Source organism: Nocardia sp. bgisy134 (assembly GCF_057708325.1).
On sequence record NZ_JBYIRW010000002.1, the window covers coordinates 100,662 to 125,127 of the forward strand.

At 70.0% G+C, this 24,466-nt stretch carries 24 protein-coding genes; 11 read left to right on the forward strand and 13 right to left on the reverse strand.

Annotation, left to right across the window (positions count from 1 at the left end; translation table 11 throughout):
* Positions 1-266 precede the first annotated feature (266 nt).
* Positions 267-1,409 carry a 3-deoxy-7-phosphoheptulonate synthase gene (locus AC3ERS_RS04465; protein WP_431963767.1) on the forward strand — a complete coding sequence of 381 codons (1,143 nt, stop codon included), beginning with the start codon at positions 267-269 and terminating at the stop codon, positions 1,407-1,409.
* A gap of 67 nt (positions 1,410-1,476) precedes the next feature.
* Here AC3ERS_RS04465 and AC3ERS_RS04470 read toward each other — a convergent pair whose 3' ends face one another.
* Together AC3ERS_RS04470 and AC3ERS_RS04475 are read right to left on the reverse strand one after the other, a co-directional pair.
* Positions 1,477-2,130 carry a class I SAM-dependent methyltransferase gene (locus AC3ERS_RS04470; RefSeq protein ID WP_431963769.1) on the reverse strand — a complete coding sequence of 218 codons (654 nt, stop codon included), beginning with the start codon at positions 2,128-2,130 and terminating at the stop codon, positions 1,477-1,479.
* Complete coding sequence (locus tag AC3ERS_RS04475) at positions 2,123-2,725, reverse strand: GNAT family N-acetyltransferase (RefSeq protein WP_431963771.1); 603 nt, start codon at positions 2,723-2,725, stop codon at positions 2,123-2,125. The genes AC3ERS_RS04470 and AC3ERS_RS04475 overlap by 8 nt, the downstream gene beginning before the upstream one ends.
* Before the next feature lie 104 nt (positions 2,726-2,829).
* On the opposite strand from AC3ERS_RS04475, the gene sigJ reads away from it, so the two are divergent.
* Positions 2,830-3,750: an RNA polymerase sigma factor SigJ gene (gene sigJ / locus AC3ERS_RS04480; protein WP_431963773.1), complete on the forward strand. Its 921-nt coding sequence runs from the start codon at positions 2,830-2,832 to the stop codon at positions 3,748-3,750.
* A gap of 48 nt (positions 3,751-3,798) precedes the next feature.
* Here the strand turns inward: sigJ and AC3ERS_RS04485 are convergent, their stop codons facing one another.
* Positions 3,799-4,017, reverse strand: coding sequence for a hypothetical protein (locus AC3ERS_RS04485; RefSeq protein ID WP_431963775.1), 219 nt, complete (start codon positions 4,015-4,017; stop codon positions 3,799-3,801).
* Positions 4,018-4,195: 178 nt separating this feature from the next.
* Between AC3ERS_RS04485 and AC3ERS_RS04490 the strand changes: the two genes are divergently transcribed.
* Positions 4,196-5,383 (forward strand): pyridoxal phosphate-dependent aminotransferase, encoded by a 1,188-nt coding sequence (locus AC3ERS_RS04490; protein ID WP_431963777.1) that lies wholly within the window; start codon positions 4,196-4,198, stop codon positions 5,381-5,383.
* 112 nt (positions 5,384-5,495) lie between these two features.
* On the opposite strand, the gene AC3ERS_RS04495 is transcribed toward AC3ERS_RS04490, so the two are convergent.
* The 3 genes from AC3ERS_RS04495 to AC3ERS_RS04505 all read right to left on the reverse strand — a co-directional run bounded on the left by AC3ERS_RS04495 (position 5,496) and on the right by AC3ERS_RS04505 (position 7,754).
* Positions 5,496-6,167, reverse strand: coding sequence for a CPBP family glutamic-type intramembrane protease (locus AC3ERS_RS04495; protein WP_431963779.1), 672 nt, complete (start codon positions 6,165-6,167; stop codon positions 5,496-5,498).
* 93 nt (positions 6,168-6,260) lie between these two features.
* Positions 6,261-6,950, reverse strand: a complete 690-nt coding sequence (locus tag AC3ERS_RS04500) for a trimeric intracellular cation channel family protein (protein WP_431963781.1) — start codon at positions 6,948-6,950, stop codon at positions 6,261-6,263.
* Between the two features lie 159 nt (positions 6,951-7,109).
* A complete protein-coding gene (locus tag AC3ERS_RS04505) occupies positions 7,110-7,754 on the reverse strand; it encodes a LysE family translocator (RefSeq protein ID WP_431963783.1) in 645 nt (214 codons plus the stop codon).
* 242 nt (positions 7,755-7,996) lie between these two features.
* Here AC3ERS_RS04505 and AC3ERS_RS04510 point away from each other — a divergent pair, with 242 nt between their 5' ends.
* From AC3ERS_RS04510 to AC3ERS_RS04525, 4 genes are all read left to right on the forward strand, one after another.
* Entirely contained in the window at positions 7,997-9,655 is a 1,659-nt protein-coding gene (locus tag AC3ERS_RS04510; protein WP_431963785.1) for a DNA repair helicase XPB, read from the forward strand.
* Between the two features lie 40 nt (positions 9,656-9,695).
* Positions 9,696-10,364, forward strand: coding sequence for a DUF3239 domain-containing protein (locus AC3ERS_RS04515; RefSeq protein ID WP_431963787.1), 669 nt, complete (start codon positions 9,696-9,698; stop codon positions 10,362-10,364).
* A gap of 57 nt (positions 10,365-10,421) precedes the next feature.
* Positions 10,422-11,060, forward strand: a complete 639-nt coding sequence (locus AC3ERS_RS04520; RefSeq protein WP_431963789.1) for a LysE family translocator — start codon at positions 10,422-10,424, stop codon at positions 11,058-11,060.
* Between the two features lie 72 nt (positions 11,061-11,132).
* Positions 11,133-12,524 carry a M1 family metallopeptidase gene (locus AC3ERS_RS04525; RefSeq protein ID WP_431963791.1) on the forward strand — a complete coding sequence of 464 codons (1,392 nt, stop codon included), beginning with the start codon at positions 11,133-11,135 and terminating at the stop codon, positions 12,522-12,524.
* A gap of 7 nt (positions 12,525-12,531) precedes the next feature.
* On the opposite strand, the gene AC3ERS_RS04530 is transcribed toward AC3ERS_RS04525, so the two are convergent.
* The gene (locus AC3ERS_RS04530) at positions 12,532-13,371 is read right to left on the reverse strand and encodes a hypothetical protein (RefSeq protein WP_431963794.1); all 840 of its coding nucleotides are present in this window, start codon (positions 13,369-13,371) and stop codon (positions 12,532-12,534) included.
* Between the two features lie 288 nt (positions 13,372-13,659).
* Between AC3ERS_RS04530 and AC3ERS_RS04535 the strand changes: the two genes are divergently transcribed.
* Positions 13,660-14,187, forward strand: a complete 528-nt coding sequence (locus AC3ERS_RS04535; protein WP_431963796.1) for an LppU/SCO3897 family protein — start codon at positions 13,660-13,662, stop codon at positions 14,185-14,187.
* Here the strand turns inward: AC3ERS_RS04535 and AC3ERS_RS04540 are convergent, their stop codons facing one another.
* Positions 14,188-16,485, reverse strand: coding sequence for a helicase-associated domain-containing protein (locus tag AC3ERS_RS04540; RefSeq protein WP_431963798.1), 2,298 nt, complete (start codon positions 16,483-16,485; stop codon positions 14,188-14,190). It abuts the gene before it with no gap.
* A 269-nt stretch (positions 16,486-16,754) separates the two neighbouring features.
* Here AC3ERS_RS04540 and AC3ERS_RS04545 point away from each other — a divergent pair, with 269 nt between their 5' ends.
* Entirely contained in the window at positions 16,755-16,943 is a 189-nt protein-coding gene (locus AC3ERS_RS04545) for a hypothetical protein (protein WP_068056142.1), read from the forward strand.
* Positions 16,944-17,024: 81 nt separating this feature from the next.
* Here the strand turns inward: AC3ERS_RS04545 and AC3ERS_RS04550 are convergent, their stop codons facing one another.
* The gene (locus AC3ERS_RS04550) at positions 17,025-17,657 is read right to left on the reverse strand and encodes a resuscitation-promoting factor Rpf1 domain-containing protein (protein WP_431963800.1); all 633 of its coding nucleotides are present in this window, start codon (positions 17,655-17,657) and stop codon (positions 17,025-17,027) included.
* Between the two features lie 376 nt (positions 17,658-18,033).
* The gene (locus AC3ERS_RS04555) at positions 18,034-18,276 is read right to left on the reverse strand and encodes a hypothetical protein (protein ID WP_431963802.1); all 243 of its coding nucleotides are present in this window, start codon (positions 18,274-18,276) and stop codon (positions 18,034-18,036) included.
* A gap of 203 nt (positions 18,277-18,479) precedes the next feature.
* Here AC3ERS_RS04555 and AC3ERS_RS04560 point away from each other — a divergent pair, with 203 nt between their 5' ends.
* On the forward strand, positions 18,480-18,905 hold the full coding sequence (locus tag AC3ERS_RS04560) for a cold-shock protein (RefSeq protein ID WP_431964515.1): 426 nt from the start codon (positions 18,480-18,482) through the stop codon (positions 18,903-18,905).
* A gap of 95 nt (positions 18,906-19,000) precedes the next feature.
* On the opposite strand, the gene AC3ERS_RS04565 is transcribed toward AC3ERS_RS04560, so the two are convergent.
* The 3 genes from AC3ERS_RS04565 to AC3ERS_RS04575 form a co-directional block, all read right to left on the reverse strand.
* Positions 19,001-19,531 (reverse strand): DUF2771 domain-containing protein, encoded by a 531-nt coding sequence (locus AC3ERS_RS04565; RefSeq protein WP_431963804.1) that lies wholly within the window; start codon positions 19,529-19,531, stop codon positions 19,001-19,003.
* Positions 19,528-21,372, reverse strand: coding sequence for an MFS transporter (locus AC3ERS_RS04570; protein WP_431963806.1), 1,845 nt, complete (start codon positions 21,370-21,372; stop codon positions 19,528-19,530). The genes AC3ERS_RS04565 and AC3ERS_RS04570 overlap by 4 nt, the downstream gene beginning before the upstream one ends.
* A gap of 89 nt (positions 21,373-21,461) precedes the next feature.
* The gene (locus AC3ERS_RS04575) at positions 21,462-22,235 is read right to left on the reverse strand and encodes a glutaminyl-peptide cyclotransferase (RefSeq protein ID WP_431963808.1); all 774 of its coding nucleotides are present in this window, start codon (positions 22,233-22,235) and stop codon (positions 21,462-21,464) included.
* A gap of 17 nt (positions 22,236-22,252) precedes the next feature.
* Between AC3ERS_RS04575 and AC3ERS_RS04580 the strand changes: the two genes are divergently transcribed.
* Positions 22,253-24,424, forward strand: coding sequence for a DUF3027 domain-containing protein (locus AC3ERS_RS04580; protein WP_431963810.1), 2,172 nt, complete (start codon positions 22,253-22,255; stop codon positions 24,422-24,424).
* Positions 24,425-24,466 lie beyond the last annotated feature (42 nt).

Sequence of the window (24,466 nt, forward strand, 5' to 3'; positions counted from 1 at the left end):
GCGCCACGGGCGGTAGCCGACGGGCATCGATGTGACGGCCGACGCCGCCACGATCTTGGAAGTTGGCCCTTGCGTCACCCGGCTGCCAGCGCCTGGTACAGTGACCGACGTGCAGCGCGTGTATTTCTGGTTTAGCAAGCCGGCCCTGGGTGGGTCGGTCTGCGGCAACCACGTGCGCTGACTTTCTTCCACCCCGAGCCGGATGATGGACCGGCTCGACGGTATTCACGTCCGTGGGTCGGCCTCGAGAAAAGGAACCCACAGAGATGACAACCGCAGCCGACGTCGACGCGCGGCACGCCCACCCGTCACCCGACCGCCGCCCCTCGTCGAATCGCTCCGCGATGCTGTTCGATCTCGATGACCAGCGCACCCTGTCCGTGAGCCCGCTGCGCTCACCGGCCGAGGTGCGCATGGTGCACCCGATCACCGATCCGCTGGCCGACACCGTCCGCGCGGGCCGCGAGGCCACGGTGAACGTGCTCGACGGCGCCGACGACCGCCTCATGGTGATCGTCGGCCCGTGCTCCGTGCACGATCCCGCGGCGGCGCTGGACTACGCGCGGCGGCTCGCCGAGAAGGCCGCCGAGCTCGACGACCGGCTGCACGTGGTGATGCGGGTCTACTTCGAGAAGCCGCGCACCAGCCTCGGCTGGAAGGGCCTCATCAACGATCCGCACCTGGACGGCTCGTTCGACGTCAACACCGGTCTCGGCATCGGACGCAAGGTACTCGTCGACATCACCGCCCTCGGTCTTCCGGTGGCCTGCGAGTTCCTCGACCCGATCACCCCGCAGTACATCGCGGATCTGGTCTCCTACGGCGCGATCGGCGCGCGCACCGCGGCGAGCCAGGTGCACCGCCAGCTGAGCAGCGCGCTGTCCATGCCGGTCGGCATCAAGAACGGCACCGACGGCGACGTGCAGGTGGCCGTGGACGGCGTGCGGGCCGCGGCGGCCAGCCACGTCTTCCCCGGCACCGACCTGGACGGGCGCTCCGCGCTCATCCGCACCACCGGCAACCCCGACTGCCACGTGATCCTGCGCGGCGGCAGCAACGGCCCGAACTACGACGTGGCCTCGGTCTCCGAAGCGTGCCTGCGCCTGGAGAAGGCCGGGCTGCCGCAGCGCATCGTGGTGGACGCCAGCCACGGCAACAGCAACAAGGACCACAACAAGCAGGTCGACGTGGTCACCGACATCGCGGAACGCGTCGCCGCGGGCGAGCGCAGCGTGGTCGGCGTCATGCTGGAGAGCTTCCTGGTCGCGGGCCGTCAGGACCTCACCCTCGGCCGCGCCGCCGATCTGACCTACGGCCAGTCCATCACCGACGCCTGCATCGACTGGTCCACCACCGCGGCCCAGCTGGACCGCCTGGCCGACGCCGTCGCCGAGCGCCGCGCCCGATGACACATACTCTTTCGACGCCTCACGGGCCCATTCGGTCTGTGAGGCGTGGGAAGGGTGTGTGGGAGAACTAGTCGCGGGCGGCGTGCACGCACAGCAGGTCGCCGGAGGCGCGCGTGCGAACAGTGAAGCCTGCCTCTGTCAGGTACTCGTCCAGGCGCCCCGGCGGCGGCTTCGGTGAGGTCGACGCCCCATCCGGACCGCCGTAGCCGTAGCACAGGTACAGCCCGCCGCCGGAGACCAGCAGTTTCTCGATGACGGCGAGCTCCGCGGTCGGCCGTTTCGTCCAGAACACGTTGACGTTGACCGCCAGGATCTTGTCGAAGCCATCGACCCCGAACGTGTCGAGCAACTGTTCCGGGCGCAGCCGGGCCAGGTCGGCGTGGAAGAGACCGATGCGGTCCGAATTCACTTGCGCCGCAGGCGCACATGGCTCGTCCACGCTCGGCGCGGCGTGGTCCGTCGGCGCACGGCCTCCGGCTTCGGCAGGGTTGTCCGCGCTCGGCTCGGCGTGATCTGTCGACGCGCCGCGTCCGGCTCCCAGCCGTTGCGCCGCGCGGGCGATCGCCGTCGCGGAGCGGTCGACGCCGACGACGCGCCCATGGGTCACCCGCTCGGCCAGCAGTGCCAGCGACGGGCTCGAACCGGGGCCGATCTCCAGTACCCGGTCCGTGCCGCGCAGCTCCATGACGTCGGCGAACCAGCGAAACCGGGCGTCACCCACGGCGGGCCGTGCTCCCGCTCGCGAGGAACTCGGCGGGCCAGGCGTCGTCGGCCGGTCCCGGCGGGTCGCTGTGCAGGCGGGCCGCCCGCCATTCGTCGCGCCGGACGCCGCGGTGCAGCACACCGAGCCTGGCCAGTCCCTCGTAGCGGAAGCCGTTGCGGCGTACCGCGGCGGCCGAGGCGTAGTTGCCGACGAACGCGCGCCAGCTGATGCGGGCCAGCGCCATGCCGTCGGCGGCGAAGCCGAACTCGCAGACCAGCGCCACCGCGCGCGCCATGTGGCCGTGGCCGCGGTGCTCGGGGGCCAGCCAGAAACCGATCTCGCAGGCCGACGCGTCCTGTTCGGCCAGGCCGATCATGCCGATGACGGGCCCGTCGGGCGCGGGGCGCAGCGCCCAGGTCGGGCTGCGTCCCGCCCAGCCGGGACCGACCAGGTCGGCGAGGAAGTGCTCCGCGTCGGACCGGCCGTAGGGCACCGGGATCGTCGTCCACTGGCCGATGGACGGGTGCTGGCAGTGCGCGACGATGACATCCGTATCGGCCGCGGTGGGCGGTGACAGCCAGACCGCGCCGTCGGACAGCGTGCGGATCTCCATCGGGTCATCGTGACACGGACCGGTCGGGGCGAGCATCCGGTTATCGGATGACCGGATGGATACCGCGGTGATCGCCCGGCCGGGCGGACCGTAGAATCGGCCCGATGGTTTCCGCTCTTATCGCCGACCTGTTCGAATCACATCGGGCGCATTTGCTTTCCGTCGCCTACCGGCTGACGGGCAGCGTCGGCGACGCCGAGGACGCGGTGCAGGAGAGCTGGCTGCGTCTGGCGGGGACACACCAGTCCGAGATCGACGATCTGCGCGTCTGGCTGACGACCACGGTGAGCCGAATCTGCTTGGACCACTTGCGCACCGCCGCGACGCGCCGGGAAACCTATGTGGGGCAATGGCTGCCGGAGCCCATCGTCACCGGCGTCGCCCCGTCGAGCAGGCCGGATTCGCTGGAATCGGTGGTGCGCGGCGAGGAATATCGCATGGCGGTGATGGTCGCGCTCGAGACCCTGACTCCGCCGCAGCGGGTGGCGCTCGTGCTGCACGACGGGGCGGCCGTGCCGTTCGAGGAGATCGCCGATGTCCTCGGCGTCTCCGCGGATGACGCGAGCCAGCTGGCGGTCCAGGCGCGCGAGGCCGTCGCGGGCGTGCCGACAGCGGTGTCCGACGTCGAGCACGAGGCCGCGGTGCGGCGTCTGCTCGTGGCGCTGGCCACGGACGAGGTCGACGCGGTCGCGACGGCGTTGCACCCGGACGCGGTGCTGATCGGCGACGCCAACGGCACCACCTCCACGGTGGTGAAGATCGTCGGCGGCGCGGAGCGGATCGCCCGCTTCATGCTGGAGCTGGTGCGCAAGCACGGCATCGGCTATTCCGAGCAGGCCGCCACGCGCTACGAATTCGCCACGGTGAACGGGCAATTGGGCCTGGTGATGAATCTGGATTCGGAGACCGAGGAACAGGATTGGCATCCGGCGCGGGTCGTCGGGTTCACGGTGCGCGACGGATTGATCTGGGGCACTTACGATCACGCGAATCCGGCCAAGCTGACCGGCGTGCGGTTGTCCTGAGCCGCCGGGCCGGACCCTCATCGTCCGACCCGGCGGGGGCCGGACGGGTCAGGGAGTCGTCGAACCGGTGAACCAGTCGCCCGTCGACGATCCGGTGCCGCCGTTGCCGGTGGTGGACCCGGTGAACCAGTCGCCGGTCGACGATCCGGTGAACCAGTCGCCGGTGCCCGCGATCAGATTGTGCGCTACTTCGCGAATCAGACCGAGTACGGATCCGGCGACCTCCGACGCGGCCGGCTGCAGTACGAGGTCGAGATACGAGGCCATGAGCGCCCCTTTCGAGATGCCGCCGGTAGTGCGGCGGCTTGTGAGATAAAACACGGCGAGGCTAGCTCTCTGTGGGAGAACGCACAACCATGCAGGTAGATGCACCAAAAAGAATGTGAAACATAGCTGTTCGCTATCTAATGGCAACAATGGCGATCGCTCCGCTACTCTCCGGTGTATGCCTGCACGCCCCGCGACCGTCGCTCGCCTCCGTCCCTTTGCCGCCACGATTTTCGCCGAGATGACCGAACTCGCCGTCCGGCACGAGGCGGTGAATCTCGGCCAGGGCTTCCCCGACACCGACGGACCCGCGGGCATGCTCGAGGTGGCCAGGCAGGCCATCGCCGACGGCGTCAACCAGTACCCGCCCGGTCGCGGCATGACGGTGCTGCGCCGCGCCATCGCCGACGACCGCGCCCGCCGCTACGGCACCGAATACGACCCGGAGCGGGAGGTGCTGGTGACCGTCGGGGCGACCGAGGCGATCAGCGCGGCCATGCTCGGACTCGTCGAGCCCGGCGACGAGGTGGTGCTGATCGAGCCCTACTACGACTCCTACGCGGCGGCGGTCGCGCTGGCGGGCGCGCACCGGCGCACGGCGCGGCTGGTGGCCGACGGGGATCGTTTCGTGCTCGATCTGGACAGCCTGCGCGCCGCGATCACCCCGCGCACCAGGATGCTGGTGGTCAATTCGCCGCACAATCCCACCGGGACCGTGCTCGGCATGGCCGATCTCGCCGCGATCGCCGAGATCGCCTGTGCGCACGACCTGTTGGTGCTCACCGACGAGGTCTACGAACATCTCGTCTACGACGGCAACGAACACATCAGCCTGGCGACGCTGCCGGGCATGGCCGAGCGGACCGTCGTGGTGTCCAGCGCCGCAAAGACTTTCAGCGTCACCGGCTGGAAGATCGGCTGGGCGTGCGGCCCCGCCTACCTGATCGACGGCGTGCTCGCCGCCAAGCAGTTCCTGTCCTTCGTCGGCGGCGGCCCGTTCCAGCCCGCCATCGCGCACGCGCTGACCAACGAGCTCGACTGGGTCGCCCGGCTGCGAGATTCGCTCTCGGACAAGCGCCTTCGGCTATCGGCGGCGCTGGCCGACGCGGGCTTCGGCGTGAAGGCCAGTGGCGGAGGGTATTTCGTGTGCGCCGATCTCACGCCTACCGGCCACGCCGACGGTCTCGAGTTCTGCCGCGAGATCCCCGGGCGGATCGGCGTGGCCGCGGTGCCCGTGAGCGTCTTCGCCGACGACAAGCCGGCGTGGAACCACCTGGTGCGGTTCACCTTCTGCAAGCGCGACGAGACGCTGGACGAGGGCGTGCGGCGGCTGCGCGCGGGCGTCGCGGCGAGCGGTAAACGCTGACCGAAGGTGCGCCGCTGCTGCCTCGCCGATCGGATGTGGTTGGTCGACGTCGAACGGATGGGGCAGTTCGCGCAACTCACCTACCGGCTGAGCTGATCCGGCCGCGGCGGGATCAGCTCGCGCCGTGGTACAGGAACCCGCCGAGGCCGATGGTGAAGGCGAGGCAGCCGTACAGTGCGTGCTCGACCGAGACCACGAGCAGCGAACCCGTCCGCCGGTACCGGTAGCCGAAGAGGACGCCGCCGACCAGGGTCAGCGCCACGGCGATCCAGTTGCCGAAGATGATGTGCGCGAATCCGAACGCGGCGGCGTTCGCGGCGATCAGCGCCCACCCGTCGCCGAAAGCCGGTGCGTACCGCTGGAACAGGAACTTGCGGAAGATCAGCTCCTGCGGGTACACCGAGAACAGCGGATAGAACACCATCACCACCGCCCACAGCAGCGGTTCGGTGCGCGGCAGCGACAGCAGCCGTTCGGGGCTGAACACCGCGAGCGTCAGCCCGATGGCGATCGCCGCGGCGATCCAGAGGGCCAGCATCGACGGCAAGACGGCGCGCAGCGTGCGGAGTTGCTCCCGAAGGCTGTCCGGCTGTACCCGGCGTCGCAGCCAGAGGTGTGCGGCGACGGCCAGCACGACCAGCAGCGGGATCGGGCTGCCCGGACTGCCGATCGCGGCGTACCCACCGACCAGTCCGAAGTACAGCGCCACGAATTCGATGGCGAGCCAGGTCGACCGGCGGCCGCGTTCGGATCGAAGGTCCCGTCGCAGCTCGGTCGCCGTCACGTTCTCGAGATTACGGGCGGGCGGCGAGCGATGCCATGTCTCCTTCGGCCCCTGGACATCCGCGGTCCAGGTCGGCGCGGGCGCGGTTGTCCGTCAGTCCGCCGTGCGATCGAGACGGCCGGTGTTGCGGCGGGCCTGCGGCGCCCGCCAGTCGTAGCGGCGGGCGAGCATACGGAAGCCGATGGCGAGGCAGGCCGCGAGCAGACCGGTCCACGTCCAGTAGGCGTCGAAGTGCAGCAGCGTCGCGGTGGCGGCGGCGCCGAACAGCGCTGGCACGGCGTACAGCTCCTGGTCCGGGCGCAGCACCCGCGGCACCTCGCCGCCGAGCACGTCGCGGATGACGCCGCCGCCGATCGCGGTGACCATGCCGAGCAGCGCGGCCGTCGGCGCGCCCACCCCGCTGGCATACGCGACCGCCGTGCCGGTCACGCAGAACAATCCGAGCCCGATGGCGTCGAAGACCTCGAGCGGGCCGCGGGTGAGCCGGTGCGAAGGGTGCTTGAAGAAGATCACCAGCGCGGTGAGCAGCGATGCGCACAGGTAGGTGAGGTCGGTGAAGGCCGCGGGCGGGGTGCGGCCGATGAGCAGGTCGCGGATGACGCCGCCGCCGAGCGCGGTGCTACAGGCCAGCACCGCCATGCCGAAGACGTCGAGATTCCGGCGCATCGCCAGCAGCGCGCCCGACGCCGCGAACGAGATCACCCCGAGCAGCTCACCGATGCGCTGGGCGGCGTTCACGGCGGAATCGAGCTGCGTGGCCATGACGTCCAACCCGGCGATCATGAAACCGCTCCTTTCCTCTTTCTCCGCCCAGCAGGTTTGCACGCCGATTGCGGGCACGCGACGGGCGGGTCCTCCGCCGACGCCGCGTTCGCCCCGGTGACCAGCTGTCACTGGGGCGAACGCGGGGGAGATCGCCAGGGTGTTGCGGCGGCGACGCCGTCAGGCCGGGGCCGGGCGGGCGCGGTCGGTGGCGAGCAGCACCGCGATCGACCCGAGCATGGTGCCCATCACGTACCGCTGGGCGCGCAGCCACAGTGGCCGCCCGGTGAGGAAGCCGGAGATCATGCCCGCGGCGAGCACGATGAGGCCGTTCACGGTCAGCGCGACGGCGATCTGCACCGCGCCGAGGCACAGGCTCTGCAGCCAGATCAGCCCGCGCTCGGGCACGACGAACTGCGGGATCAGCGCGAGGTACATGATCGCGATCTTCGGGTTGAGCAGGTTGGTGACCAGGCCCATGGCGAACAGCCTGCGCGCTCGGTCGGTGGGCAGCTCCGAGGGCGTGAACACCGAGACGCCGCCCGGCCGCAGCGCGTGCCACGCCAGCCACAGCAGATAGGCCGCGCCCGCCAGCTTCACCGCGACGTACAGTCCCGGCACCACCGCGAACACCGCGGTGATGCCCGCGGCGGCGGCGGTGAGATAGACGCCGAAACCGGCCGCCACCCCGGTCAACGAGATCAGCCCGGCCCGTCGCCCCTGCGATACCGTGCGGGAGACCAGGTACATCATGTTGGGTCCCGGGGTGAGCACCATGCCGAGCGCGGCCGCCGCCACGCCGAGTATCGCCGCTGTTTCGATCATGTCCACGATCGTCGCCGACCGGACCGCGCCGCGTCTCGGTCCACTTCGGGGCCGGTGGACCCCGACCGTGACCAGCGCAACGGAACAAAACGCACGCGGCCTACGCTGGTATCTCCGGAGCCGGACCCCGCTGCGCACACCCACCGCAGCCTGCGGGTTGTCGGTGGGCCAGGGGAGAATGAGCGCCGAAACCGGCGCGCACGGGCGAACGACGTCCGCACCGCCCGATACGAGGAGAGACTGTGACCGACGGTCCGCTGATCGTTCAGAGTGACAAGACGCTGCTGCTGGAGGTCGACCACGAGTTGGCCGACGCGGCGCGCCAGTCCATCGCGCCCTTCGCCGAACTGGAACGGGCGCCCGAGCACGTGCACACCTACCGGGTGACGCCGCTGGCGCTCTGGAACGCGCGCGCGGCCGGGCACGACGCCGAGCAGGTGGTCGACGCTCTGGTCAGCTTCTCCCGGTACGCGGTCCCGCAGCCGTTGCTGGTCGATGTCGTCGACACGATGGCCCGGTACGGCAGGCTGCAACTGGTGAAGCATCCGGCGCACGGCCTGACGCTGGTCAGCCTGGATCGCGCGGTGCTCGAAGAGGTACTGCGGCACAAGAAGATCGCCCCCATGCTCGGCGCGCGCATCGATGACGACACCGTGGTGGTGCACCCGTCCGAACGTGGCCGGATCAAGCAGATGCTGCTCAAGATCGGCTGGCCCGCCGAGGACCTGGCCGGGTACGTCGACGGCGAGGCGCATGCCATCGAGCTCGATTACACCGGCGGCCACTGGCATCTGCGCGACTACCAGCAGATGGCCGCGGACTCGTTCTGGGCGGGCGGCTCCGGCGTGGTCGTGCTGCCGTGCGGTGCGGGCAAGACGATGGTCGGCGCGGCGGCGATGGCCAAGGCCAAGGCCACCACGCTGATCCTGGTGACCAACACCGTCGCGGGCAGGCAGTGGCGGCGCGAGCTGCTGGCCCGCACCTCGCTGACCGAGGACGAGATCGGCGAATACTCCGGCGAGCGCAAGGAGATCCGGCCGGTCACCATCGCGACCTACCAGGTGATCACCCGCCGCACCAAGGGCGAGTACAAGCACCTCGAACTGTTCGACAGCCGCGACTGGGGCCTGGTCATCTACGACGAGGTGCACCTGCTGCCCGCGCCGGTCTTCCGGATGACCGCGGACCTCCAGTCGCGCCGCAGGCTCGGCCTCACCGCCACGCTGGTGCGCGAGGACGGTCGCGAGGGCGACGTGTTCTCGCTGATCGGCCCGAAGCGCTACGACGCGCCGTGGAAGGACATCGAGGCGCAGGGCTGGATCGCCCCGGCCGACTGCATCGAGGTGCGGGTGACGCTCACCGACGCCGAGCGCATGGCCTACGCGACCGCGGAGCCGGAGGAGCGCTACAAGCTGTGTTCGACCGCGCGCACCAAAATCGCTGTGGTGGAATCGATTCTGGCCAAGCACAAGGATGCGCCGAGTCTGGTGATCGGCGCCTACCTCGACCAGCTCGACGAATTGGGCGCCGATCTGAACGCGCCGGTAATCCAGGGCTCCACGAAAACCAAAGAGCGCGAAGAACTTTTCGACGCGTTCCGGCGCGGCGAGATTCCGGTGCTCGTGGTGAGCAAGGTCGCCAACTTCTCCATCGATCTGCCGGAAGCCTCCGTGGCGGTGCAGGTTTCGGGTACCTTCGGTTCGCGTCAGGAGGAGGCGCAGCGGCTGGGCAGGTTGTTGCGGCCGAAGCAGGACGGCGGGCAGGCGCACTTCTATTCGGTGGTCGCTCGCGACACCCTCGACGCCGAATACGCGGCGCACCGCCAGCGTTTTCTCGCCGAACAGGGCTACGCCTACCGCATCACGGACGCCGACGACCTGCTCGGGCCTGCCATCGGATAAGCGGAGGCAAATCCTCCGCAACGTGTGCTAGGAAAGTAACGTGCGACGCTTCGAATTCGCGGTGGACCGCAGGCATGCCCATGCGGTGAACGAAGTGTTCGCCGATCTGCGCCGGTTGCGCGTCGTCGCGATCGCCGCGGCCGTCGTATCCGCCGCCGTGACGGCCTATCTGATCTGGCTGGGCCATCCGTGGTCCTACCTGCTCGCGGTCGCCTCCACGCTCGGCACGGTGACGTCGCTGTGGGTGGCGCTGTGGGCGCCGCACCGGTCCAGCATCGATCGCCTCTACGCCGACGGTGAACTCGTGCCCGCCGTGGTCTCGGAGACCTATCCGACCGGGGTCGTGCTGCTCGCGCTCGTCGACGTGTCGACACCGGAAGCGACCGATCCGCGCTACGCACTGGTGACCCGCAAGGTGCGGGATCTGCCCGGCCACCAGAAGCGGGCGGGCGAGCGGGTGCCCTCGGTCGCGATCCGCACCGACCGCGCACCGCGCCAGGTGGGGGAGCGCTGGCAGTCGGTGAGCGCCATGCCGATCGCCTGGGGGACCAGGGACGGCCGGGTCATCGAGCGGGCGCGCGCCGCCATCAGCGAGGTCGAATGGCGGCTGCTCACCGACAATCTCGCGCTCGCCGCGCAGGTGCGCCGCACCTCGGCCAAGCGCCTGCTGCTCGATCCGCAGCAGCTGCCGGACGATCTCGGCAACTGACCCGGCGGGTCTCGCGCGACACGCCGCGTCGGCGGCGCCGCGAATTAGACTGCCCCGATGGTTCCCATGACCAACCTGGTGGCGTTCATGGCCGCAGCCACTCTCATCGTCGTCATACCCGGTCCCGGCGTGTTGTTCACCGTCGGACGGGCGCTGGCCCTCGGCAGGCGGGCCGCGCTGATCTCGGCCGTCGGCCACTGCGTCGGCGTGCTGGTCTGCCTGATCTTCGTCGCGATCGGGCTCGGCACGCTGCTCGCGGCGTCATCGTTGGCTCTCACCGTGGTGAAGTTCGCGGGCGCGCTGTACCTCGTCTATCTGGGCGTGCAGGCGATTCGGGAACGCAAGGCGCTGCGCGACGCGCTCGGCGCTAGCGCGGACACCGTCGCCGACGGACGCGTCTTCCGGCAGAGCGTGATCGTCGGGGTGACCAACCCGAAGGGCATCGTGTTCTTCTCCGCCGTGCTGCCGCATTTCGTCGATCCGGCCTCCGGTTCGCTGCCGTGGCAGTTCGTCGTCCTCGGGTCGGTGTTCCTCGCCATCGCGCTGGTCTCCGACAGCGCGTGGGCGTTGCTGGCGGCCTCGGCCCGCAGCTGGTTCGCCAAGTCGCCGCGTAGGCTCGAAGCCGTCGGCGGCGCGGGCGGCGCGATGATCGTCGGACTCGGCGCGTCGGTGGCGCTCAGCGGCACGGCGGACTGAACCGGCTACCATCCACGTGCGCGGTACGTCGGTACCGGAGTTCGGGGTGTGGTGGAAAGGGGCGGTGGTCGAATGAGGTTGTCCGGCTTGGTGTGTGGCACGGTCGCCGTCCTGCTGCTCACGGCAGCCGGGCCCGCGAACGCCGATCCGTTCGTCGGCGCCCCCGGCTTGGACGATCCCTACTACCCCATGGACGGCAACGGCGGCTACGACGCGCGCCACTACGACGTCACCATCGATTACGACCCGCCGACCTATCAGCTCACCGGCACCGCCCGCATCGACGCCGTCGCGACGCAGGCTTTGCGCGCGTTCAACCTCGACTTCGCCGGGCCGGAGGTGCGGATGGTCTCGGTCAACCATCAGCCCGCCTCCTTCGACCGCAACGGCGAGCACGAACTCACCGTCACCCCGCTGCTGCCGATCCTGCCCGGACTGCCCTTCACGGTGACCGTCGACTACGCGGGCGAGATGACGAGCACCGTGGGCGAAGGCTGGACCTTCGCGCCGAGCGGCGGCGCGTTCGTCGCCGGTGAGCCGCACTCCGCGACCACCTGGTACCCGCTCAACGACACCCCTTTGGACAAGGCCACCTTCGCGCTGCACGCCACGGTGCCCGCCGAGTGGGAGGTCATGTCCAACGGGCTGCGCACGCAGAACACGGTGCTCGCCGACAAGCGCACCGTCAGTTGGGAATCGCGCAGGCCGGTCCTCGGTTACCTGACCACCGTCGCCATCGATCACTTCAGCTTCCTCGAGCAGTGGCGCGCCAACGGCACCCCGCTGCTGAGTGCCTTCGCTCCCGATGCGGAGCACAGCAGGGAGAACGAGGAGCGCTTGCCCGAGATTCTCGATTTCGCCGAGCAGCTCTACGGGCCGTACCCGTTCGACGCGGGAGGTGGCATCTACGTCGACGCCGACATCCAATTCTCCCTGGAGACCCAGACCCGTCCGATCTACTCGCCGCGCAGCGATCTGCACACCGTGGTGCACGAGATCGCGCACCAGTGGTGGGGCGACGCGGTGTCGGTGCGGCAGTGGTCCGACATCTGCCTGAACGAATGCTTCGCCAGTTACACCGCCGAGTACCTGTGGCCGGAGCGGATGGAAGGCGAGGACATCGACGCGCAGTATCGCGAGACCATCGCGAAATGGTATGACAAGCAGCGCTTCTGGGACATCCCGCTGGAAAATCCCGGCGCCGGTTTCGAATTCACCTCGGTCTACTATCGCGGCCCGCTGTTCCTGCACGCGCTGCGCAAGCAGCTCGGCGACGACGTGTTCTTCGGCGCGATCAGGGAATTCCTCGGCAGGCACGCCTACGGGAACGCCTCGATGCCCGAGTTCCGCACCTTCGTGCAGTCGAAGACCCGGACGGATCTGACGGGATTCTTCGACGCGTGGCTGAACCAGACCTCCCCGCCCGCCGACGAATATCTGTACCCCGGCGACCTGCGGCTCTGACCTCGGGTCAGTCCCGCACCCGATCCTGCGCCCGCCGCACCCACCGCTGGGCCCGGTCGAGCTGACGCTGCGCCGCGCGCAGCTGCTCCTGCGCGCCGCGTTCGGCGGTGCGGGCGAACTGCTTCTCGTGCTCGGCGTGCTCGAGTTCGGCGCGTAGTTCGCTGATCCTGTCCTCGATCCCGGTGCGCCGCGCCGTCGTCTCATCGGCCTGCTGCTGCGCCGAATCCAGTGCGGCCCGGGCGGATTCGAGGGTGGCGCGCGCGTCCTCGAGTTCCCGCTCGGCCTCCGCGTCGGGCTGCTTCTTCGGCGTTTCGCGCGCCTTCTTCTTCGACGGCGCCGAGCCTTTGCCGTCGACCGCGACCAGCGCGGGACCCGCGGGGCCGAATCCCTCGTAGCTCGCGGCGGTGGCCAGCGTTCCGGTGCGCACCTGCTCGGCGACCTCTGGGTCGGCGAGGGCCGCGGTCAGCGTCTGGCCCACCTCGCGCAGCGCGCTTTCGCTCAGCGGCTTGCTCACCTCGGCGGCCAGCGCCCCCGCCCGCCGGGCCAGTGCGTTGACCACCTGCTGCCGCTGCGTGGTGAGGGTGCGCAATTGCTCGCCGGACAGCTTGCGCTGCGCTGTGCGCAGGGCGTCGCCGAGCCGCAGCAGGCCGTCCACCTCGTCCGGGACCGAGCGCGCGAGCAGATTCACGGCCCACGCGGTCACCGTCGGCTTGCGCAGCTTGCCGATGGCGGACGCGAGCTCCTTGTCGCCTGCCTCTTTGGCCTCGGCGACCCGCGCGGCGCGCGCCGCGACGAACTCGGCGGGCTGCACCGCGTACAGCTCGCCCGCGACGTCCTCGAGCGTCATACCTGCCAAGAGTAACGACGCGCCGCTCGAGGACGACACAGTCGACGTATTGGACGAACGTCCACCAAGTGGACGATCTGCGGAAGGCATTGCTAGTGAACTACTTTGGTCTGCAACTGCTCGGTCAACTGCTCCCGCGAGTGCTCGGCTTCGCGATCTTGGGAATGTACGGCGCCGGCTTCTGAGCCACCGCCCGCCGTTCGACGAGGCTGATGCGGTCACCGCGATCGTGAAGGTATCCTCACCGCGTTCACGCCCGTGAACGAATTCGGTGAGAGAGGTTTTCCCGTGAAGTTCCCAGGAACGAGGCTGCTGGCACGTGTTGTGCTCGCCCTCCTGGCGGTGGCCGCGCTCGCGGTCGCGGTGACCGGCTGTTCGGCGATCGACAACGCAACCAAGTCCGACGTGGCCAAGACGAAGGTCGGTGACTGCATCAACATCACCGACAACTCGCCGACCGCCACCGAGGGCGAGCCGATCGATTGCTCCTCGCCCAAGGCTGTGTACAAGGTGCACCAGAGCTTCGACCAGCAGACCGAATGCGCGTCGAAGGAGTACACCAGCTACACCGAGCAGCTGGCCAGCGGCGGCACCGCGTTCCTGTGCCTAGCGCCCAACTTCGCCCAGGGCAGCTGCTACAACGACGTCGGCACCTCGCCGTACAAGTGGGTCGACTGCTCCTCGACCGAGGCCACGTTCAAGGTCCTGCAGCGCGTGGACGGTCAGACCGACGAACTGCTCTGCGAAAGCGCCGAGGAGTTCATCACCGTCTCGGACCCCAAGACCCTGTTCTGCGTGGGCAAGCCCAACAGCTGATCATTCCAGCAGCGCGACCGACGCGATCCGGTGCAACGTGAAGTGCCGGACCGCGCCTGTCACCGGGTCCAACGCGTCGAGCTGCCCGTTGCCGACCTTCAACGGCTCGACGACGCGCTGAGACGCGACGCCAGAGGCGTCGACATAGCCGATATTCACCGGCCGCCGCACTCGCGCCGCCAGTTGCAGCAGCGCGAGAGTGGCGGCCGTGCTGGTTCTGGTGCCGTCCGTGCGCACCGATTGGCCCGCGCGGGCGCTTGCCGCGCGCTCGCCCGCCCTGAGCTCGGCGACGAGCAGTTCGAGCTGTTCGGTGCTCGGCGGCGTCGGCCGGTAGGCCTGGCGCGCGTTCGGGCGCACCGAGATGCGGGCGCCGCGCGTGCGCAGATCGACGATCGCGCCCGCCGAATCCTCGCCCGCGGGCGCGAAACCGGCCGCGCGCAGCTGTTCGAGCACCTCGCCCAGCGGCGCCTGGGAGATCGCGACCGTGGGGGCCACCGCGCGCAGCGCCAGCGCGGAAGCGACCGGCGCGGCGAGCACCTGGGCGAGCAGCGTGGGGTCGTCGCTGCGCACGAACGCCTGCGCCATGCCCGCCCGCAGCCTGCCGTGCCTGCGGGCCACGTCATCGATGAGATAGGTCAGCGCCTGCGGGATCGGCGTGCGCGAGTGCGTGGTGAAGAGCGTGTGCAGCTCGGCGGCCGTGAGCCCGGCGTCGAGCGCGCGTCGCACCGAGTTCTCGCCGATTCGGTAAACCGTTGCCGCACCCGCCGATTCGACGTCGGCGACGAGCGCGACCCGCTGCTGTAGCTCGGCCGTCAGCGGACCGGGCGCGATCACGGTCAGGTCGGCCTGCACCAGCACATGGTCGACCGGGGCGGGCAGCGCCGCCTCCATGGCGGCCTCGGCATCGGCCGCACTGGTCACCCCGCCGTGCAGCAGCGCCCTGGCAGGCGACCCGAGCGCACCGCGTCCGACGAGACCGACCTCGGCCGCCTCGCGCACGGTGTTCTCGACCGCCTCGCGCCGGAAGTGCCTGCGCCTGCGCGGCTGCCGCCAGGCCAGGATGCGGCCGACGTCGGCGGGGGCTACGGCGGCGCCGGACGGATACTCGGCCAGCAGTTCGAGGACGGCGCGCCGGTCGCGCGGCGCGGTCGGGGTGCGCAGTTCCAGGGAGAGCGCGGCCAGCGGCTTGTCGTTGGCGTCGCGCATGCCGATCATCCACGGCATCCGGTCCAGGTCGAGCCACACCATGGCGAGCACCGTCCAGCGGCGGGCCGCCGGACCCTCCAGCCATCCGTCGGCGGCGGGAGTCGGCGCCCAGAAGTCGTCCACGGAGTCGAAATCCGGCGGTGGATCCGGTTGCCCCTTCTCGATGAGCTTCGCGGCCGCCAGCAGCTCGACGAGCAGGCCCGCCCGCATCTCGTCGATGCCGGTCTGCTTGGCGATGCGGCGCAGCTCGCGCACGCCGAGCCCGCCTGCGCGCAGGGCGGGCGCAGGCGCTTGTCCGAGCGCTTCCAGGATGTCGGTGCAATGGCGCAACAGCTCGCCCACCTCACCCGCGGCGACGGCGTTGACCTCGGCGGGGGCCTGCTTGGTCAGCTCCGGCTTCGGGGGCATGAGGGCATGCGGATGGCTCACCGGCTCGCGGCGCAGCACTTGGCCGACGGTGATCGGCAGCTCGACGGTCTCGTCATCGATGCGGTGCAACAGCCGGCGGGCGAGCAGCTGCTGGACCGGGCGGTCGGCGGGGGTGCCGGGTGCGGCGTCCCTGGTGCGGCCGCGCGGACCGGTGCCTGCCAGCTTCTCGAGCAGGGCGTGTTCGGCGGGGGAGATCTCGGCCAGCGCCGCGGTGGTCTCGGCTTCGGTGAGCGCGTCGGGCAGCTCGGTGCTGCTGCCCATCGGCCAGGGCAGCGCCTCGGCCGCGGTGGCGACCAGGTGCAGATCGTCACGGTCGAGCCAGACCAGTGCGCGGGCGGTCAGCCGATCGAGCGACTCCTCGATCGCGGCCTTGGTCGCGCGTCCTTTCAGTTGCGCGTGCAACGCCTTGCGGGTCAGCGGCGTGCTGTCGCCCGGCGCTCGCGTCGCACCGTGCACCGCAAGCGTTTCCACGAGGGCGAAGTCGAGGGTGTTCAAATCGTCGGTGGCGCGCAGCACCGAGGCGCGCTGTTCGGCCCTGGCCGCGAGCACCGCCATCGAGGATGGCAGCGGCACGGCGAGATCGGGCCGCAATTGCAGCAGGTGCACCAGTTGGTCATCGCTGCGCGCGCCGAGCCACGCGGCAAGGGCACTGGTCACGGTCATCCAATCCAGCCTAATCTGTCCCGCCTCTCCGCGTTCAAGGCCAGGCTCAGGTGCGGGGCTGGGTTGCGTTGGCGGCCGGCGGCAAGGAGATGGCTGAGTTGGCTCGTCCCCGGTGAGTTACCCGGGCCGTGCGAAATCTGTCGTCGCGTAAGGCATATCAGCGCTGCCGGCGGAGCGGGAGGTTCTCCGGTGGCGCGACCCGGCTCGAGCAGGTCAGAGGGGAAGGAGGCTCGAACGCGGGGGTTTGCACCTCCCGCTAGCATGAGGGCGTGGTGAACAAATCGAAGAAACCCTATGTCGACAACGGTTGGCCCCAGGTGGCCGATGGTGATCACGCGGTCACTGAGCTCTCGTCGACCCGTTCCGGTGGCCTGTCGCCCTACGGCGAGGACACCGAGTTCCCGGTCCCGGCCGAGCAACTGGCCTACGTGCACCCTCAGACGGTGATCAACCGCTGATCTCGCCGATCACGGCCGTAGGTACGAACAAGGCCCCCGCATCCTCGTTGATGCGGGGGCCTTGTTCGTGAACGGCGAAACTCAGGAGGGCAGCAGGCCCTTGTTCGCCTCGTAGAAGTTCACGACCGTGGGGTCCAGCGTGACCCCGTTCGCCTTGGCGGCGTTGAAGAAATCGAGTGCGGGCTGCGGGATCTGCACGCCCTGCTGCTGCACCGCGGCGATCGCGCGGTCGACGGCCTGGAAGATCTCCTGGTTGGCGTCGGCGGCCTGCGCCTGCTGCGGGGCGGATGCCTCGGGGGCCCACCGCGGGGTGTCGACGGTGGCCGGAGCGCTGCGCTGGCTCGGTGAGCTCTTGAGCCCCAGCTTGGACGAGCACGAGGGCCAAGCGCCCCAGCCCTGCGAGGCCAGGACCTTTTCGGCGACGACGATCTGCTCTTCGCGGCTGGCCTGGTTGGCGGTGGCCGCGTACTCCTGGCCGCCGTGGGAGTTCCAGGTGCTCGGGGAGAACTGCAGGCCGCCCTGGAAACCGTTGCCGGTGTTGATGCCCCAGTTGCCGCCCGCTTCACACTGCGCGAGGCGATCCCAGTCGGAGTCGGGAGCCGCGCTGGCGTTTCCCGCGAGGGCAACACCTGCGGTGCCGAAGATCGCGCCGGTGACGGCGACCTTGGCTACGGTGCGCCCGGTGGAGGTCGGCTTGCGATGGCGTCCACTCATATCGGGTTCTTCCTCTCGTCCGCACCTGCGAGGTTTCGCTCGGGTTCGGACTGAGAGGTCGTCCGTCCCGCCCCCGCCCCTGTTTCCGTCGGGGTCCGGTACCCGCGGGGCGAGGTTCGGTGCGGCGGGCCGGTGGTGCCGGGTGTCCCGGCTGGGATAGACCGTACGTCGATCGCCGCGAAAAATCACTATTTGATAACCGGCGTGTACCCGTCGGTCTCGATGTGGTCTCGGCCGCTGCGAAATCGCTTCCGCGCAGCTAGAAGCCGCGGCGCACGGATGGCTCCGGTCCGTTGCCGGTCCGTGACCCGTGCTTGATGTGACGAGGATCACACCGCAGGGTGGGTAACGAAAGGCTCGGGTACCCAGTTGCCGGTCATCTGGACCGGCGGCCGGACCAGAGCGCGAACACGAGCGCGCAGAGGAAACCGACGGGCGTCAGCATCGCGAGCAGATACAGCCACAGTCCCGGCTGCCCGTCGGTGAGGATCGGCGTCAGGAAGATCGCGATGATGGCCAGCAATCCGACCGCGAACAGGCCGAGCGCGAGCTTCAACAACCAATCTCCTGACCGGCGCGGCGAGCTGCTCGGCGGCGGCGGTACGGAAGGGTTCGTCACCTCTCGACGGTAAAACTGATGTGCTTCGGTTATCGCCACCGGGGTAGACTCGATGACAATCGCGTCCTACAGGCTTGTGGGGCGCGTTCTTTACGCAAACTGACAGGAACTGCTCCCGGCGGGAATTCGTCGCGCAGTTTCGAGCAGACAGGTGTGCTCGGACCGACCGGGTCCGGGTGTCGAATGATGAACGGGTGAGCGCAGTGCCGACCGGCAGGGTGAAGTGGTACGACGTCGAAAAGGGCTTCGGCTTCCTTTCCCAGGACGAGGGTGAGGACGTCTACGTCCGCTCGTCCGCGCTGCCCGACGGTGTCGAAGGCCTGAAGCCCGGGCAGCGTGTCGAATTCGGCATGGCCGCGGGCCGTCGCGGTCCGCAGGCGCTCAGCCTCAAGCTGCTCGAGGCGCCGCCGTCGGTGCGGCAGGGCCAGGAGCGCGACCGCAGTGCCCGCAAGGAGCCCACCGGCCCGCGCCGCACGCCCGACGAGCTGCACGGGATGGTCGAGGACATGATCACCCTGCTGGAGACCAAGGTGCAGCCGGACCTCCGCAAGGGCCGGTACCCGGATCGCAAGTCCGCGCGCACCATTTCCGAGGTCGTCCGCGCCGTCGCGCGCGAGCTCGACCACTGACGAGCCGCGAGCGCTCGCTCGGTCGAGCGCCGATGATCCGGTCCCTGTCGTGACCGATCCGCCGGGATGCCGTGTGCGCCCGGCGGATCGAGCGATCAGGCCGTGCGGATCGACCAAGCGGCGTGCGGAACGGTTGTCTCCCTGCCGTTCTCGTCGATCGCGGGCACCGGCAGCTGCAATTCCACGCCGATGAGCCTGAGTTCGGGCAGCGGCCGCGAATCGATGGTCAGCGCGAGCGCGCCCTCGGGGTAGTCGTTGTGGCTCACCACGCGGTCCACGACGTCGCCGTTCGGCAGCGCGTAGACCAGCTGCGCCAGCCACGGCGCGTCGGCGATCGAACGGGGCAGCGACAGTTGCAGCGGATAACCCGCGGGAACCTCGAGATCGATGGATTCGCCACCGCGGCAGTTGGACAGGTCGAGCTGGTCCTCGCCGACGATCCTGATGTCGCAGTACTGGTACGGCGGCACGGTGACCGACCTGCCGTGCGCGTAGGCGGTGATCTCGGGGTCGTGGTCGGGCGCGTTGCGCACCGTCACGGTCACCACGACGGCGACCGTGGCGGCGACCAGCAACAGCGCGACCGCGGACAGCGCGGCGATGGTGCGGCCAGTGAGCTTGTTCACCAGATCGGATCTCCCGTTTCTCGTTGGATGCTGTCGCCGTGCGGTTTACGCGCCGCGGGCACTTCCTGTTCCGCGTGCTGCGGCCGGTTCCCGCCGAAGCCGGGCAACAGCGAGTGGCCGCGATAGCTGACGAAGGTCTGGATCAGTCCGAGCACGAGTATTCCGGAGACGACCGCGAAACCCTTCCAGTAGTCGGTCGGCAGCAGCACGCCCGCCGCGCCGCCGACCACCCAGCTCAGCTGGAGCACGGTCTCCGAGCGGCCGAATCCGGAGGCGATCGACTCCGGCGGCAGGTCGTCCTGGATCGACGCGTCCAGCGACACCTTCGCCAGCGCGCTCGCGCCCGCCGCGACCAGGGTGGCCACCGCCGCGCCGAGCAGGTTGTCGGCGAACACCGCGAAGATCGCGACCCCGGTGCACGCGGCGGTGCAGCCGAGCACGATGAGCGATGGCCTGCCGAGGGCGAGGCGGGCGCCGGTGGCGTTGCCCGTGAAGTTGCCGATCGCGGCGGCCGCGCCGACCGCGCCGAGCATCGCCGCCTGCTGCACCGGCCGATGCTCGGTCGCCTTGGCCACGAACGCCACGTAGAAGGTGAGGAAACCGGTCAGCACGCGGATGGCGCCGTTGCCCCACAGTCCGGTCACCACGGCGCGGCCGAGCGGCTGCCTGCGTTTGCGTGCGGGCACCGCGGACTGCGCGCCCTGGCGCAGCACCTCGGTGTGCGCGTCGTCGCCGTGATAGCTCAGTGTCGCGGGCACCTCGCCCTCGGTCACCTCGACCCAGCTCGGGATGCGCAGGCTCAGATAGGTGCCCGCGCCCGCGATCAGGACGGCGAGCACGAGCGCCCCCGTGGAGCCCGCGATGGTCGCGATCAGCGCGGCGACGGTTCCGGCGCCGATGGTGCCGCCGACCAGACCGAAGACGGTGAGCCGGGAATTGGTGCGCACCAGGTCGATATCCGGTGGCAGCACGCGCGGTGTCACCGCGCTCTTGAGCACCGAGAACGACTTGCTGCCGATCATCATGCACAGCGCGAGCGGATAGAGCGCCCAGGTGTCGAACTGCATGATCAGCACCACCGCGAGCACGGCGCGCGCCCCGAACGAGGTCGCCAGCGCCAGCCTGCGGCCGCGCTGCAGACGGTCGAGCAGCGGGCCGATCAGCGGCGCGATCACCGCGAACGGCGCGATGGTGATCAAGAGATACAGCGCGACATTGGACTTGCTCTCCGCGGTTGCGCTGGCGAAGAACAGCGTGTTGGCCAGTGCCACCGCGATCGCGGCGTCCAGCGCGAAGTTCGCCATGGTGGCGTAGGTCAGCGCGGTGAGGCCGGACTTGTCCGCGCCGTCCGCCTTGGCGGCGCGCTGGAAGGTGGCGATGCCCTTCTCGGTGAGTTCCTTGCCGCGCAGTGCGGCGACCCTGGTGACGGTCAGTTTGCGCGGAGCGCGCTGCTCGCTCGGCGGTGCGGCGGGTTCCTGCCGTTCGGGTTCGGGGGGCCGGTCCTGCGCCTCGAAGCGCTTGGTGTCGGCGGGCCGTTGCGCGGGCGTGTGCGGGAAGACGCGGCGCGGGGTCTTGCGGGTCGGCTCGTCGGGCGGACCGGAGCGGGCGGGCGGCCTGTCCGTCCGTCCGGGCGGATCGAGTTCGGGCGGCGTCTTGCGCAACGGACCGAGTGGGTCGCGCTGCGGCGCGTGGCGGCGGGGATCCAGCGGCGGCAGCGGTCTGCGCCCGGACGGCGCGCTGGGCGGGGGATACCGGTCGTAGCCGGGATGCCGTTCGATCGGCGCTTCCTCGCCATCCCATGGACCACGCTCGGGACCGAAGGGATCGCGCGGAGTAGTCACCCCTCAATTCTGTCGTACTGCGCCGACAGGAACTCACCGGCGCTCCACGGTGCGGGCCAGAAGTGACGTTCCTCGCGTCCCGTGACGGCTCAGGCGGGCACGAAACGGACCTCGAACATGGCCGGCCAGTATTTCCCGGTGATCAGGAAGCGATCGGTGCCGGGCAGCTGGGCGATCCCGTTGAGCACCTCGGCGTCGGCGCGCTGCTCGCGGGTGAGCAGCGCGGAGGCGTCGGCGACGCCGAGCACGACGCCGGAATCGGGGTCGATGCGCAGGATCCGGTTCGTCGGGTAGTCGTTGGCGTAGACCGAACCGTCCGCGGCGCAGTCGAGTTCGTTCAGGTGCGCACCCCTCTGGCCACGGAGGGTGACCGAACCGGTCGGCGTGAAGGTGACCGGATCGCGGAAGGTCAGCGTGTTCGTCCCGTCGCTCATGACCAGCTGGCCGTCGCGGGCGCACAGTCCCCAGCCCTCACCCTGATAGGCGGCCTCTGTCCGGGTGTGGAGGGTGACCGGATCGCGGGCGAAGGCAACGCCGTCCTGCCAGGTCAGCTGCCACAGGGTGTCGCCCGCTCTGGCGATGCCTTCACCGAAATACGGCTCCGGCAACTCGACGCGGGTCAGCTCGGCGCCCGTCCGCAGATCGGTGGCGCGCACGGTGGAGCGGCCGCGCAGCCCGGTGCCTTCGTACAGGGTGTCGCCGTCCACCTCGAGCCCCTGTGTGAAGGCCCCTGGATCGTGTGGACGGACGCCGACGACCTCGATCCGCAGCCCCGGCGGCTCCGGCTCGGCGTCGCCGCAACCGCCCGTCAGGAGCGAACCGACCAGCACACCGATGGCCAACGCACGCGGATTCAGCTCCATACGGCAAAATGTAGGCCGTGAGCGCAGTTTCTGTTTCGGAGCCCGACGTCCGGCCGGTACTCGCCGAAGCCGTGGACCTGGCCCGCCGTGCGCTCCTGGAGTTGGAGCCCTCCGCCGTCGGCGCGCACCTAGGTGTCAGCGCCGAGGACGAGAGCGCGGCGACCCATCGGTTCGAGGCCACGCTGCCCGGCTATCGCGGCTGGCAGTGGGCCGTGGTCGTGGCGGCGCCGCCGGACGCGGACCGTGCGACGGTCAGCGAGTCCGCGTTGCTGCCCGGCCCCGACGCGCTCGTCGCGCCCGACTTCGTGCCGTGGGAGCAGCGCATCCGCCCGGGCGACCTGTCGCCGGGCGACCTGCTCGCCCCGGCGCAGGACGACCCGCGCCTTGCGCCCGGCTACGTGGCCAGCAGCGATCCCGAGATCGACGAGGTCGCGCTGGAGATCGGCCTCGGCCGCACCAAGGTGCTCAGCGAAGAGGGCCGCGTCGAGGCGGCCGAACGCTGGTACTCCGAATACGGCCCCGACACCGACATGGCCAAGGCCGCCCCCGCCACCTGCGGCACGTGCGGCTTCTACCTGCCGCTGGCGGGCGCGCTGCGCGCCGCCTTCGGCGTCTGCGGCAACGCGATGGGCGCCGACGGCCGCGTGGTGCACGCCGAATACGGCTGCGGAGCCCACTCCGACGTGGTCGCGCCGACCGGCAGCGGCTCCCCGCTCTACGAGGCCTACGACGACGCGGCCTTCGACGTGATTCCGTCCGAGGAGCTGGGCAAGCCCGCGAGCCGGTCCGACGTGGTCGCCGGTGACGGGGCGCAGTCCGCTCCCGAAGCCGTGAGTGCCGAAACTGCCGCGGACGAAGGTGTTTCCGCGGCCGCCGAGACCGAGGCACAGGTCGTCGACGGGGAGAGCGTTGCCGCCGCTGTCGATTCGATCGGCGAGCAGACCGCGACCATCGACACGTCGGCCGGTACCGAGGTCGGAGGCGATTCGGCCGAGGGCGTAGCCGCTGCCGAGGATCTCGGGGTCGAGCAGGCAAAGCCGGTCGCCGAAACCGCGGCCGTCGCCGAACCCGTTGCGCATCCGGAAGCGATTGCCGACGCCACCACCGCCGAATCGGCTGTGGCCGCCGCGGTGGATGCCGAAAAGGATTCGGAGCTCGGCGGTTCGGTCGCCGATGAGACCGTGACCCCCGAGCAGAGCGGCGTGCGCGAAGCGGCAGCCGAGGAGCGGGCCGCTGCCGATGCGCCGGTGTTCGACGAATCGGCGAACGCGGAGACGAACGCAGCTGAACCGGTGACCGGTGAAGTGCCGTCGTTGGATGCCGGCCCGGCGGCCGAATCGGTTGCTGACGTAGCGCCTGCGGCCGAGTCGGTTGCGGCTGAATCGGTGATCGGTGAAGCGGCATCGTTGGAGACGAGCCCAGCAGCCGAATCCGTGGCTGACACAGCGCCTGCCGCCGAGGCGAAGACGGCCGAAGCGGTGACCGGTGAAGCGTCGATGGTGGAGAGCAGCCCAGCGGCCGAGTCGGTGACCGACGCAGCCCTCGCCGTCGAGCCGGGCGCGGAAGCAGGCGAGGGGCCGACGGCCTCGGAGTCGAGCACTGCCGAGCCGGGTGTGGCTGAATCGGTGACTGGCGAAGCGTCGACGGTCGACAGCAGCCCGGCGGCCGACGCAACGCCCGCCCCCGAGTCGGGCGCGGTGAGCGTGGACGCAGGCGACGTGCAGCCGTCGACCTCGGATGACGCCTCGGCACCCTCGGAGTCGAATGCCGCCGAGCCGGTGACAGCTGAGGTGCCGTCGCTGGAGGCGACCCCGGCCGAATCCCCGACCGATGCAACACCTGTCGCCGAGTCGAGCGCGGTGAGCGTGGAAGCGGAGGATGTGCCACCAACGGTTTCGGATGATGCCTCGGCCCCCTCGGAGTCGGACGCTGACGAGCCGGTGACGGGTGAAGTGCCGCCGCTGGAGACGAGCCCGGCCGAATCCCTGGCTGATGCAACACCTGCCGCCGAGTCGACCGCGGTCAACGCGGAAGCCGACGATGTGCAGCCGTCGCTTTCGGAGGACGCCGCCACAGCCGCGGGCACCGAAGCGCCCGCGAGCGACGTTGCCGCCGAGCCGGGTTCGACGCCCGCCGCGCAGGCGGGTGCGGATGACGAGGCGGAATCGCGGCCGGAGTCCGGGTCATAGCCGCGGAACTGGTCGGCTCGGCCGACCCGTTCGGCACCGAAG